Raw genomic sequence first — 12,135 nt, forward strand, 5'->3', positions numbered from 1 at the left:
ATCCAAAGTTGGTGTGCCTAGTGCCTAATCCTGATTGAAAGCGGCAAAACCCGGCCAGGCGTTGGCAGCCTGAGAAATCAACGCTAACTCGAAAGCATCCAGATCGATAGAACCGGCCTTGGCATTGGAAACCGCTTGTTCGACATCTCTTGTACCAACCAGCACATGGCTGACGCCGGGCTGTTGCAAAGTCCAGGCAAGTACCAGTTGTTCGGTACTGACACCACGGTCACGCGCCAGTGATTTCACCGGAGCAAGCACGGCTTGCAAGGCTTCCAGCACGGCGGGTTGGAAACGAGGATTGCCTGTGCGCAAGTCACCTTCAGCAAACTCACGCTTGCTGTCGATCTTGCCAGTCAACAAGCCCTGGGCGATGGGTGAATAGCACAGAAAACCCAGATCAAACTCTTCACAAACAGGCAGATTGGCACTGTCCTGCTCTCGGTCCAGTAGACTGTAGCGTTCCTGATCGGTGCTCAATGCGCCCAGTCGCGCCGCCTCGCTAATACGCTCTGGTGTCTCGTTGCACAAGCCCCATGCCCGTATCCGTCCTTCATCGCGCAAGGCATCCAGAGTCGCCACCACCTCGGCCAGTTCGGTCTCAGGGTCTGGCCAGTGTGTCTGGTACAGATCGATATAATCGGTTCCCAGACGCTTGCAGCTCTCATCCAGCTCCCAGCGGATGGATTGCTCGTCCAGCGTTCGAAAGATTCGTTTGCCTTCGCTCTCAGCGTGCAAGGTGGCGCTTTCAAGATCCCAGCGCAGACCGCATTTGCTTGCCAGTATGATGTCTTCACGCTTGCGGCCCTCAATGGCCTTGCCGACGATTTCTTCCGATAGGCCAAACCCATAGACAGCCGCGGTGTCTATCAGGTCAACACCGGCGTCCAGTGATGCCTGTACCGCCTTGATGGACGCATTGGCATCTGCACCGCCCCACTTCCAGCCGCCAATAGCCCAGGCCCCGAAGGCAACTGCAGAGGCTTGCATACCGTGCTTGCCGAGTAGACGAGTTTTCATCCCTTCAATTCCAAGGATACCCCGTCGTTCAGGGCGGGGAGGAATTGGAATGCTGTATTTATAGCCAGTAGTTGTTGGCCCTTCTGGGTGAATGGGGGCGGAACGGTTATACAATCGGGCTGTGAAATCAACATGCATCAAGGTTCTCAAAGTCAGGGTAAAAGATCGCCACGCGCCGCTTTTGCGCGGCATGGCGACTGAAGTCAATCAGGTATGGAACTACTGCAACGAGCTGTCTGATCGTATGATTCGGGAGCGTGGTCGGTGGATGTCCGGATTTGACTTCTCTGCTTACACGGTGGGTGCCTCGAAGCAGTTCGAGCACATTGGCAGCAGTACGATTCAGGAAACGGCCGAACACTACGCCAGCAAACGCTTCTCGGCAAAGCGTCGCAAGCTGGGCCAGCTTCAAGACAATGCTCGACTACAAGAGCCAGCAGGCCGGTATTGTCTATCGAGAAATCAATGAAGCCTATACCACGCGAGCGTGCTCCGAATGCGGAAGCCTGTGCGGGCCGCAGGGAATAAGAGCTCTTTCGGTAAGAGACTGGCAATGTGTTGAATGTGGTGTTCAGCATGATCGTGACGTTAACGCGGCTCGAAATATTCTCCGTCTCGGCGCAGGACATTGCGCTCCTTAGTGGGAATCCTCTTTCTTCAGGGAGAGGAGGATGTCAATACTTGAGTCGCTTCATAACAGGTTGTTCGTATTCGAGATGGAAGTCGTGAACCGCTCGTGCGGCAGACTTGGTCGATTCGGTCGTTGCCACGTGATAGAGAGCTTCGCCCTCATGCACCAATGGCAGCTTGGTAATACCAATAAGCACACCTGATGCATCGCTGATCACCGCTTGTTCGGACTCGCCGAACGGATCAGAGATATACCCGAGCACACCCCCTTCCTCAACAATCCCGCCCAGGCGGATTCGCGAGCGAAGAATGCCACTTTGAGGTGCCCGCATCCAGGCACTGTTATTGGCCAGCCACGGTTTGCCGCGGCGTTCTCCACTCTTGTTGGCAGGCAGCATTTTCAGATGGCGCATGACATTCAACACGCCTTTCAAACCGGCACGTATGGCCAGATCATCAAAGCGCAGTGCTTCACCGGCTTCATAAAGCAACAGCGGCAGATTACCAGCAGCACCACGAAGCGTACCGTCACGCGTAGTTGAATCCACCAGTATGGGCGGGGCAAACGCTTCAGCTAGTGGTAACAGTTCCGGATGACTATCCAGATCCACCCGGATCTGCGGAAAGTTGGCGCGGCCTTCGGCGGCGGTATGCAGATCAATACCGTGTGTGCATTTGGCAACGATTTCGCTCATCAGGGTATTGGCCAGACGCGCCGCCATGGAACCTGTCTCCGAACCCGGGAATGAGCGATTCAGATCTCGCCTGTCGGGCAGATAGCGCGACTGCGATACAAACCCATAGACATTGACCACTGGCACGGCAATAAGAGTACCGGCCAATCGACTCAAAGATTTTGTTGCCAGCAAACGCCGGATAATCTCAATGCCATTGATTTCATCACCGTGAATGGCAGCAGTTACAAACAGGACCGGACCGGGCTGCTTGCCATGAATGACATGGACCGGCATGGCCACCGAGGTATGTGTGTACAACGGCGGCAAAGGCAGATCTACATAACAACGCTGCCCTGGCTGAATGCTTTTACCACCAATGACAATGGCTTCGCGTCGAGCAGCAACTCGCTGGCCTGGCTTTCCTGTGCCTGAGCCAGGCGCGGTCCCGGACCCGGCTCCTGAAGTGGGTCCAGTTCCGGAATCCGCGCCGACGAGTGTCTCACCCTCGGATTCGCAGGCTGATTGCTCGTCACCTTCTTCACTCAACCGCGCGCACCTCGTGTCTTTGTATTACCGGGCCTGGCGTTCTTTTCCAGCTCTTCGATGATGATGCCGGCCACATCCTTGCCGCTGGCTGATTCGATGCCTTCCAGACCGGGCGAGGAATTCACTTCCATGACCAGCGGCCCACGTGCGGAGCGCAGCAAATCAACACCGGCCACCGATAAGCCCAGCACCTTGGCGGCACTGACGGCCGTGGCACGCTCTTCAGGCGTGATCTTGACCAGACTGGCAGCACCCCCTCTATGCAGGTTGGATCGGAACTCACCCTCGGCGGCCTGGCGTTTCATGGCAGCAACCACTTTTCCACCGACAACCAGACAACGAATATCGGCGCCCCCTGCCTCCTTGATGAATTCCTGTACAAGAATGTTGGCCTGCAGACCCATGAAGGCTTCGATAACCGACTCCGCCGCCTGGCTGGTCTCCGCCAACACCACGCCGATGCCTTGTGTACCTTCCAGTAGCTTGATGACCACCGGAGCACCTCCAACCATCTTGATGATGTCCTTGCTATCGCCCGGCTTGTTGGCAAAACCTGTCACCGGCAGGCCAATCCCCTTACGCGACAGCAACTGCAGTGAGCGCAACTTGTCACGCGAACGTGACAGAGCAACGGACTCTATCAAGGTATAGGTGCCCATCATTTCAAACTGTCGCAACACCGACGTACCGTAAGCTGTCACCGAGGCACCGATTCTGGGTATGACGGCATCAAAAGTGTCAAGCGTCTCGCCTTCCAGATGAATACTGGGTTTGCGCGACACGATATTCATGTAACAACGCAACACGTCGATGACTTGTACTTGATGTCCACGTTGCTCGGCCGCTTCGATCAGGCGACGGGTGGAGTACAGTCGGCGGTTGCGCGACAGAATGGCGATTTTCATTAAATTAAGCGGACCCTTTTATGTCTTCTGCGTAGAGAGCGCGGGCAGATACCCGTCCCAGTGAGAACGATGATGCTGGATTGACCTGAATATTGGGTACCAGGGCGGTTCGTCCCAGTAACATCCTGAACAGCATGTCGTCTCGTTGTGACAACGTCATTTCAATGGTCCGTGTTACCGGCCCCATGGTAAGAACTGTCGAGATGAAGTAGCGTTCAGCGGAGTGTCCACCCGAATCGGTGACTCGCCGGATGTCCACCAAAGGTGCTTCGCAGCGCCTGACGATGCTGGTATCTCGTTGTATCGGTTGCACAGTGAACAAGATCCAGTCTTGCCCATCACGTGTAACACGCTCGATATCACGTGCATGAATGGCGGAGGTTCGTGCTCCGGTATCCACCTTGGCCTTGATCGCTGGCAACCCGAGTTGCGGCAGGCCAACCCATTCGCGCCAACCGACGACAAGTGAGCTGCTATCGGCGTTATCCGCCGTGTTTGAATCTACTGAATTATTAGACGCGACCATGTCGTTCCCGACAAAAAAGATACGTTATTGTCTCACGCCTTTAAGAATTACGTGAGCCCCAGTTGACTCTTGCGTTACCACTTGGGCATTCGGTATGTCATTGGAGAATGCACGACTACGGGCCTGCTCAGGATCGTGCCCCAGATCCAGCCATCGTTGCACCAGACGCTCCTGTAGAGTCTCCATGGGGACATCCAGCATGACGCTGAGATGGAACATGGATGCCAACTTCTCCCAACCAGCTCTTGCCAGCAACAGATAATTACCCTCCACAATCACCACTTTGTGGCTCTCATCGACACATTGGCTGGCATTTCTGGACAAATCCATGCTTCGATCAAATACAGGGATGTAAACAGATGCACCGCCGGGCTCGACAAGACGAGCAATGAGGCTAACAAAACCGTCCACATCAAAGGTCTGGGGCGAGCCCTTGACAGCTATCTGGCCACGTTCCTGCAAAATGGCATTGTCCAGATGAAAACCATCCATGGGCACCACCACGGCCTGACCTGCAGAGCCGGGAACAGCAGCCTCATTGAGGCGCTGACAGAGTTGCGCCGCCAGGGTTGATTTGCCAGACCCGGGGGCTCCGGCAATCGCGATGATCAACCTCTGTCCCAGCAGTTGTTCTGCCTGAAGAATATACAGGCGCTGCAACAGCGCATCCACGGTATCGATAGTGTTACTCATGTATTCACTACTCCATCGGAAAACCGGACTCAAGGTAAGGCAGTATGACTCGGCACACCGTGCAATTGCCAGCGCTCTCCTGCATCCAGACGTATGCCCGATATGCCTGCGCAATCACGCATTGCAAGACAGCAACTGTGGCGCTCTGAACCCGTCATTATCAAGCTGGAGGACTACGAACCCATGGCAGCCAGGAAAATGTCCTCGTAGCGTTTGATCATCTGCTTCTGATCAAAATGCTGCAGAGCGAACTCTCGGGCAAATACTGCACGTTCTTGCCGCAATTCGGGATGCAGAATCATTTCACGGATGGCCGCTGCCATCGCGTTGGTCGACTTTTCCACCAACACGCCCCCACAATTGGCGGCATCGCGCGCAATTGCTTCACGAGCCCCACCGGCATCCGTAAGTACCACCGGTGTACCGGCAGCCTGTGCTTCCAGCGCCGTCAATGGATGGCCTTCTCTGTCAGATGACAGCGTGAAGAGATCAAATGCTGCCAGCACATCGGGTATATCCTGTCTGGAGCCTGTGAAAACCACCCACTCCTGCAGCCCCTTGTCACGGACATATTGTTCGATTCCAGGCCGGTCCTCACCATCACCCACCATCACCAATCGCAGGTCATGCTCAGCTAATGACGGGTCCGACTTGAGGATACTCATGACATCGATCAGTCGCCGATGGTTCTTCGCCTCGACAATTCTGCCCACCGTGCCAATGATGATCTGCTTGTCGGCCGGTATCTCTGTTGATTGATTGCCATAGGCGAGCCATTCCTTGCGCAAGGCACGGCCATCGCCTTGCGCATATCGCAAAGTGTCCACCCCATTATTGACCACGGTGATCAATGACGGCCTCAGACCGATCTCGTGCTGATAGAAATCGGCAGTATCACCCGATACGGTAATCAGCGCCGCTGTTCGCAAAGACAGAATTCGATCAATCCAGCGATAATAGGGCGGCTTCCACGAATCTCTGGAATGTTCAGTAACCACAATGGGCAGGCGTGCTGCAAACAGTGCAACTCGAGTCCAGGTATTGCCGACCCACAGATGACTGTTAACAACGTCTGGCCCGATCTTGCGAATGCATCGATTCAAACGTAACGCCAGGGCGATATCAAACCCAGGCTTCTTGTCGAGAATATGCACCTGAATCTGCTCATTCAGCTTGGCGGCCAGAACACCCGCATCTCGCAGACACACAACGTGCACCTGCCAGCCAAGATTCACGAACTCGTTGGCCATGGCGACCACCATGCTCTCTGCCCCACCCACCGTCAGCTCTTCGATGGCAAAGGCCACCACGGAACCTTTACCCGAAGGTAGAGACGATACAGGTGCGGAAGAAGATTTCATCAACTGTAAGGACGGCGCGCATCAGGTAGTTTCAGTCCGCCCGGAACATGCTGTTCAAAGAGAGCCAGCAAGTCATCAATATTCTGTTTCTGGTTGAACATCTCGGCAACCCGACCGGCAGCTTGCTCACTCAGTAATCTGGCCGCTTCCGGATCTGCCGCCAGCGATTCCACCGCCGCCGCAAAGCCTTGAACATCATCCACTTCGACCAGTTTGCCGGTTTCACCATCAACCACCAGCTCGGGAATGGCACTGACACGAGTAGTCACTACCGGCAGTCGCAAAGCCATGGCTTCGGCTATGACATTAGGGATGCCATCGGGCGGCTGCCCGGGGATCAGACGCGGTGCCAGACAAAACAGATCGGCAGCATCGAGCGCTTCCAGCACATCGGCAAAAGCCAGTGCACCACGAAAATCAACATGCTCCCGAATACCTTCCTGCTCTGCCAACGCCATCAGCTCTTCCTGTATGGGTCCCGAACCGATGAGCGTCAGACGTAGCTTCCGCCCCGATGCAATCAACACAGCACAGGCACGAATTACCACATCGTGCCCCTTGGTAGGCACCAGGCGTCCAATACTGATCAGGGACAATACTTCTTCAGCGGCACGTTCACGAAATCGTTTACCCGGCGCATGTTCCATGACGCGCGGATCGAGCCCGTGATAATTAAGATGCACGTTTTCCGGTGCACTCAGGCCCAGCTTTGTTTTCAGATGGTTACAGAAGTAACCACTGCAGACGACCGAAAACAGGGCTGCATCCAACTTGTGCCGCAAGAATGTGTTGGGCGAGAAGATATCTTCACCATGGATCGCTGCAGACCAGGGCTCACCCTCCACCTGATTCAGATACCAGCAAGCAGTCGTCGGTATATTCGCCCAGTGTCCATGCCAATGGGTGACCCCTCGGCTCCTGCCCAGCTCACCAAAATGCAGAGACAGCGGCAAAATGGCCAGGTTCTTCACGATATCCATCGGCCTGTCGTAACCATGTCGCAACAGCTGCCAGATAGCTGAACCCAGCTTCAAGGGATGGTGCAACATTGCTCGTCCCAGAGCACCCACGGTCGACAGAGTGAACAAAGGGGAGTAGTGCGTGCGCTCGGTTGACAACCGTATCGCATCTTCCATGGTGATTGGATCACGTGGGTATTGCAGCGAGTAGATATCGAACTCGACGCCCCGACGTTCCAGTGCAACCAGCTCGCGCAGGATGAACGTTTCATGAAGCTCGGGAAACATCGATATTATGATACCCAGCCGCGGCCGTCCCTTAGTCGCGCTCTCATCCATAGATCTGATGCCCTGACACTCGCCTGTTCCCGAAAAATAGGTTTGCATTATCCGCTATTGACCAGAGTTCTGCGCAGCAAAGTCGCGGTAATAAGTCCGTAGTTTTTATATGAATGTCTTGAAATGTCGGATAGGTCAGAGAAATCTCTCATATTCTTGTCTAGGTAGTACTCGCTAAAGTGCTGATCTGGCACGAAACTATCATTGTATGAAGGCCACTGAATACTGCCTTCAACATTTAAATGATTCTGGATTGTGCCGGCGTCCCAACGCATCTGAGCTATTGCACCAACATCCACCCGGGCGATGCCTGGAAAGATGTGCTGCCCCAGCTTCAACGCCAGCTGCCACTGATACGCAGCACGCTGGATCAAAAAACCGCCATGGGTATTGGCTTGCGACTGTCACGCAATAGTCTTGAGTCTTTGCAAGAGCCCGATGTGCTTGCTGACTTCAAGAGCTGGCTGAAAGCACAGAATCACTATGTCTTCACCATCAACGGTTTTCCTTATGGCGCCTTCCATGGTGAGCGGGTCAAGGAGGATGTCTACAAACCAGACTGGACAGAAGCTGCTCGGCTCGACTACACCTGCCGCCTGGCCACCTTACTGTGCAAACTTGAGCCACCTGACAACTACGGCTCCATCAGCACACTGCCCGGCACCTACAAAGACTGGATGATGCCAGGCACTGAAGAGCGTATCAGTGCAAACCTGATTCGGGCCGTTGCCCATTGTGTAAAGCTGGCTCAGAACACTGGTGTCACCATCGCTTTGGCCATCGAGCCGGAACCCTGCTGCATGCTGGAGACCGTCGCTGAAACCGTCACCTTTTTCAAGACCTATCTGTTTTCAGATGCAGCCCTGGATTCTCTGATGGCACTGACCGGTCTGGATCGCAGTGCTGCCGATGCGGCCATGCATCTGCACATTGGCGTTTGTTACGATGTCTGCCACTCGGCTGTGGAATTCGAAAATCCGGGCCATGCTATCGCCCGCCTGCAATCCGCCGGCATTGATATCATCAAGATTCAGCTGAGTTCTGCACTGGAAATACCTCAGGTCAACGAGGCATCCCTGCGTCACCTCGAACGCTTCGACGAGCCGGTGTATCTGCATCAAGTCATTGAAAAGCGTGGTGAGACACTAACCCGATATAACGATGTGCGTGCCGCCGTTGCCGCCACCCGGCACCGCCTGGACGCACGCTCCACACTTGACCCCGCCTTGCAGATGGCTATCAATTCGAGCTTTGCCCCGCCCTCGCAAACACGCTTCGCTCCCATCAGCGAACCTGATGCGCAGTGGCGTGTGCACTATCACGTTCCCGTGTTCATGGAGAAGACGGAACATTTTTCAACCACGCAATCCACGTTGTCTCAAGTGCTGCAATTGCAGAAACTCAGCGGCTTCTGCCGTCACCTGGAAGTGGAAACCTACACCTGGGATGTATTACCGGAAAACTATCGGCAAGAACCCGTCAGCGATGCCATCGCCAGAGAGCTTTCCTGGGTACGCGAACGCCTTCAGACCGGGTAAGTTCCAGAAGTTAACTTATGGACAAGAACAGACAAGGTAAGATCGACGCGTCCACCGCACAGATGCACGGACAATTCCAGCAATAGCAAGAGCAAGCACGACTCATGGATAATCCGATGATCGCCATCGCCTCGGTTGGGGCACTGGGTGGACTGTGCCAATGGCTGGCATGGAAGTTCAAACTACCCTCAATCCTGTTTCTTCTGACAGCCGGTATCCTGGTCGGACCTGTTTTCGGGATATTCAATCCTGACGAATTTCTCGGTGACCTGCTGTTCCCGATCGTCTCCATTTTCGTCGCCATCATTCTATTCGAAGGCGGCTTGACGCTAAAGCTCAAGGACATACGTGGCCACGGCCGAGTGGTACGCCTGCTCATCAGCATCGGCGTCATACTGACCTGGCTGCTGATCGCCACCACAGTGCACTACCTGTTTGACATGTCCTGGTCGCTGGCATTGGTCTTTGGCTCGATCACGGTGGTCAGTGGGCCAACCGTCGTCAAGCCATTGCTACGAGCGGTTCGACCCTCTGACAAAGTGGCGCATATATTACACTGGGAAGGCATACTGATCGATCCTGTCGGCGTATTCCTCGCCTTGCTGGTATTCAGCTTTGTTGTGCTGGACGCCCCGGATGTGGGCTTTGCCCATATAAGCATCATCCTGATCAAACTGGTTGTCATCGGCGGCGGCATCGGTCTGGCAGCGGGAGCTGCAACGGCACTTGTTCTGCGCCGCTACCTGGTGCCCGATTATCTCGTCAACGTACTGACCCTGGTCACGGTCGTTTGCGCCTTTGTGCTGTCCGAAACTCTGCAACATGAGTCCGGCTTGCTGGCTGTGACCTTGATGGGCGTCTGGCTGGCCAATGCACGTGGCCTGCATATCGACGAAATACTGCACTTCAAAGAAGACCTCAGTGTTCTGTTGATCTCATCTCTATTCATCCTGCTAGCCTCTCGGGTCGATATCAGCGTCATTCCCCAATATGGCTGGCAGATTCTGGCGCTGTTGGTCATCATTCAGCTGGTCATCCGACCACTCAATGCCTGGATGTGCACAATAGGATCTGGCCTGAGCTACAGCGAGCGGGCTTTCATCGGCTGGCTGTCACCTCGCGGTATCGTGGCGGCAGCGGTGTCTTCGGTGTTTGTACTGCGATTGCAGGAACTCGAGATCCCTATGGCAGAACTACTGGTGCCACTGACCTTCAGCGTCATTATCGGTACTGTCGTTTTCCAGAGCCTGACGGCCAAACCCCTGGCTGACAAACTGGGCATCAGTAACCCTGAACCCAACGGTGTCTTGTTCATTGGTGCCAATGAGATTGCCGTCAAACTGGCCACAGCACTTAGTGAACACTCCATAACAGTCATGCTCTCCGACAGCTCCTGGCGTAATGTTCGCGAGGCGCGCCAGGCTGGCTTGCCCGCCTACCATGGCAACGCCACCTCAGGTCATGCTTCGGAAAATCTGGAGTTGCAAGGCATCGGCAAAATGGTGGCCGTTTCTGCCAATCGCGATTCCAATGCTCTGGCAAGCATGCACTTCCGTTCGGAGTTTGGATCCAGTTTGGTCTTCACTCTGGAAGGGACTTCAGAAGATGAAGCCTATGAACGCTTTGATACCGCCAATCGCAACCGCGCCAATCCTCTGTTCGATGCATCGTTGTCCTATGGCGGACTTTCCAAGCGTCTGCGCAATGGCGAAATCAAGCATCTGACCATTCCTGAAAACGTTGACAAGGTCGTAACACCAGCCGTCACAGAAGATGCCGAGCCCGAGGAAGAAAACAGGACAGACGCATCACCGGAAGATAACGAGAAGAATCTCGGTACCGCCGAACCAGAAACCGAAAAAGGCAAAATTGCCACTGATCCTTACAACACTGATCATGAAGATCCGGCTATCGGTTCAAAAATCATCGATACCGTCGATGAGACCCTTTCTGCAGCGGTAGATGGCGTCGCCGGTGAAGAGGACGAGGACGAGGATGTACCCGCAGAACCCGAGACCATGAGCGAGCCTCTGTACAATGACGACGACCTGAAGCTGTTCGCAATCGACAAGGACGGCCAGTTATACATCTATGGAGCCGGTGAGCGCATCACGCTCAAGGCTGGCTGGACACTGATCGTCCTGTCACCGAACAAGAACTAAGGGGTTCGTGTTCGCGAATCAACTTGACTTATTGAAGACTGAAACCAAAAAGGCTGATAACGCGATATGCGTTACCAGCCTTTACAGAACAAACAACGTTTTAAAAAACGGCTGCTTCAGAGTCTTCCTTGCCCGACTTTACTGGCAAATGGCCGAACTACCCCACGAAACGGTCGTGAGAACAAATGCGTTTGCACAACATTCGTATTACGTCCTGTGCCTTCCGCGACCTGTTGTTTGGCTTTGGTGGCAACAACCCAGCTCAGTAATAATCACTGGGTTCGCTATTGTCTCAGCTAAGCCCGGAAGCTAGCTCTTCGGCCTGGACGTCAGTCAATTTCTTCGCCAAAGCACCCTGCTTGAAACCGCTGCCACGCGAATTGATAATTTCTGGCAACTCAATTCCATTATCTTTCATACGCTTGCAGGCAGCAGCAACCGATCTGCCACCTCTGGCAGTCAGTGAACCCTTCAGAATCCGAACCGGATCTCCGACTTCGCCTTCCTCGTCCTGACTGGTCGCATCAACAACTTCGTCGATCGTGGCTTGCCAGCGAATTCCATCACCATTGCAACCAATGATTTCATCTCCGGCTTCAATAGTAAGGTAGTCGCGTGCCAAGGCTCTGGTTTCGCAGGTGGCAGGATTGGCCATAACCAGTCCGCGCACCATCCCATGCTCGACGGTATCGACCTTCTGTGCTGTATTGAGATAAATCAGAAAAACACTCACAAAGGCAGTACCCGTAGTATTTCAAAACACCAGTCTAAAGCAAACA

The 12,135-nt window shown here is 54.3% G+C and carries 12 protein-coding genes; 4 read left to right on the forward strand and 8 right to left on the reverse strand.

Annotation, left to right across the window (positions count from 1 at the left end):
- Positions 1–24: 24 nt before the first annotated feature.
- Positions 25–1,020: an aldo/keto reductase gene (locus IMCC3135_RS23000; protein ID WP_088919725.1), complete on the reverse strand. Its 996-nt coding sequence runs from the start codon at positions 1,018–1,020 to the stop codon at positions 25–27.
- A 121-nt stretch (positions 1,021–1,141) separates the two neighbouring features.
- Between IMCC3135_RS23000 and IMCC3135_RS34785 the strand changes: the two genes are divergently transcribed.
- Together IMCC3135_RS34785 and IMCC3135_RS34790 are read left to right on the forward strand one after the other, a co-directional pair.
- Entirely contained in the window at positions 1,142–1,489 is a 348-nt protein-coding gene (locus IMCC3135_RS34785; protein WP_205737676.1) for a hypothetical protein, read from the forward strand.
- Positions 1,437–1,661 carry a zinc ribbon domain-containing protein gene (locus IMCC3135_RS34790; RefSeq protein ID WP_205737677.1) on the forward strand — a complete coding sequence of 75 codons (225 nt, stop codon included), beginning with the start codon at positions 1,437–1,439 and terminating at the stop codon, positions 1,659–1,661. Before IMCC3135_RS34785 ends, IMCC3135_RS34790 begins: the two co-directional genes overlap by 53 nt.
- 33 nt (positions 1,662–1,694) lie before the next feature.
- Here the strand turns inward: IMCC3135_RS34790 and IMCC3135_RS23010 are convergent, their stop codons facing one another.
- From IMCC3135_RS23010 to IMCC3135_RS23035, 6 genes are all read right to left on the reverse strand, one after another.
- Entirely contained in the window at positions 1,695–2,711 is a 1,017-nt protein-coding gene (locus tag IMCC3135_RS23010) for a succinylglutamate desuccinylase/aspartoacylase family protein (protein ID WP_236994836.1), read from the reverse strand.
- 158 nt (positions 2,712–2,869) lie between these two features.
- Positions 2,870–3,778: a 30S ribosomal protein S6--L-glutamate ligase gene (gene rimK, locus IMCC3135_RS23015; protein WP_088919726.1), complete on the reverse strand. Its 909-nt coding sequence runs from the start codon at positions 3,776–3,778 to the stop codon at positions 2,870–2,872.
- Between the two features lie 4 nt (positions 3,779–3,782).
- Positions 3,783–4,304: an ATP-dependent zinc protease family protein gene (locus IMCC3135_RS23020; protein ID WP_088919727.1), complete on the reverse strand. Its 522-nt coding sequence runs from the start codon at positions 4,302–4,304 to the stop codon at positions 3,783–3,785.
- A 24-nt stretch (positions 4,305–4,328) separates the two neighbouring features.
- Entirely contained in the window at positions 4,329–4,997 is a 669-nt protein-coding gene (locus IMCC3135_RS23025) for a nucleoside triphosphate hydrolase (protein ID WP_088919728.1), read from the reverse strand.
- A 173-nt stretch (positions 4,998–5,170) separates the two neighbouring features.
- Positions 5,171–6,358, reverse strand: coding sequence for a glycosyltransferase (locus tag IMCC3135_RS23030; protein WP_088919729.1), 1,188 nt, complete (start codon positions 6,356–6,358; stop codon positions 5,171–5,173).
- Entirely contained in the window at positions 6,358–7,605 is a 1,248-nt protein-coding gene (locus IMCC3135_RS23035) for a glycosyltransferase family 4 protein (protein ID WP_157736220.1), read from the reverse strand. Before IMCC3135_RS23035 ends, IMCC3135_RS23030 begins: the two co-directional genes overlap by 1 nt.
- A gap of 293 nt (positions 7,606–7,898) precedes the next feature.
- On the opposite strand from IMCC3135_RS23035, the gene eboE reads away from it, so the two are divergent.
- Both eboE and IMCC3135_RS23045 read left to right on the forward strand, forming a co-directional pair.
- Entirely contained in the window at positions 7,899–9,194 is a 1,296-nt protein-coding gene (gene eboE, locus IMCC3135_RS23040) for a metabolite traffic protein EboE (protein WP_088919731.1), read from the forward strand.
- A gap of 104 nt (positions 9,195–9,298) precedes the next feature.
- Positions 9,299–11,356 (forward strand): cation:proton antiporter, encoded by a 2,058-nt coding sequence (locus tag IMCC3135_RS23045; RefSeq protein ID WP_088919732.1) that lies wholly within the window; start codon positions 9,299–9,301, stop codon positions 11,354–11,356.
- A 292-nt stretch (positions 11,357–11,648) separates the two neighbouring features.
- On the opposite strand, the gene IMCC3135_RS23050 is transcribed toward IMCC3135_RS23045, so the two are convergent.
- Positions 11,649–12,089, reverse strand: coding sequence for a hypothetical protein (locus IMCC3135_RS23050; RefSeq protein ID WP_088919733.1), 441 nt, complete (start codon positions 12,087–12,089; stop codon positions 11,649–11,651).
- Positions 12,090–12,135 lie beyond the last annotated feature (46 nt).

It is taken from the genome of Granulosicoccus antarcticus IMCC3135 (genome assembly GCF_002215215.1).
GTDB classification, from domain to species: domain Bacteria; phylum Pseudomonadota; class Gammaproteobacteria; order Granulosicoccales; family Granulosicoccaceae; genus Granulosicoccus; species Granulosicoccus antarcticus.

Excerpts from the sequence above, each read along its gene's own strand:
- IMCC3135_RS23000 (WP_088919725.1), bottom strand. The coding sequence starts at position 1,020 with ATGAAAACTCGTCTACTCGGCAAGCACGGTATGCAAGCCTCTGCAGTT.
- IMCC3135_RS23045 (WP_088919732.1), top strand. The coding sequence starts at position 9,299 with ATGGATAATCCGATGATCGCCATCGCCTCGGTTGGGGCACTGGGTGGA.
- IMCC3135_RS23020 (WP_088919727.1), bottom strand. The coding sequence starts at position 4,304 with ATGGTCGCGTCTAATAATTCAGTAGATTCAAACACGGCGGATAACGCC.
- IMCC3135_RS23030 (WP_088919729.1), bottom strand. The coding sequence starts at position 6,358 with ATGAAATCTTCTTCCGCACCTGTATCGTCTCTACCTTCGGGTAAAGGT.
- IMCC3135_RS23025 (WP_088919728.1), bottom strand. The coding sequence starts at position 4,997 with ATGAGTAACACTATCGATACCGTGGATGCGCTGTTGCAGCGCCTGTAT.
- eboE (WP_088919731.1), top strand. The coding sequence starts at position 7,899 with ATGATTCTGGATTGTGCCGGCGTCCCAACGCATCTGAGCTATTGCACC.
- rimK (WP_088919726.1), bottom strand. The coding sequence starts at position 3,778 with ATGAAAATCGCCATTCTGTCGCGCAACCGCCGACTGTACTCCACCCGT.
- IMCC3135_RS23035 (WP_157736220.1), bottom strand. The coding sequence starts at position 7,605 with ATGTTTCCCGAGCTTCATGAAACGTTCATCCTGCGCGAGCTGGTTGCA.
- IMCC3135_RS34790 (WP_205737677.1), top strand. The coding sequence starts at position 1,437 with ATGCTCGACTACAAGAGCCAGCAGGCCGGTATTGTCTATCGAGAAATC.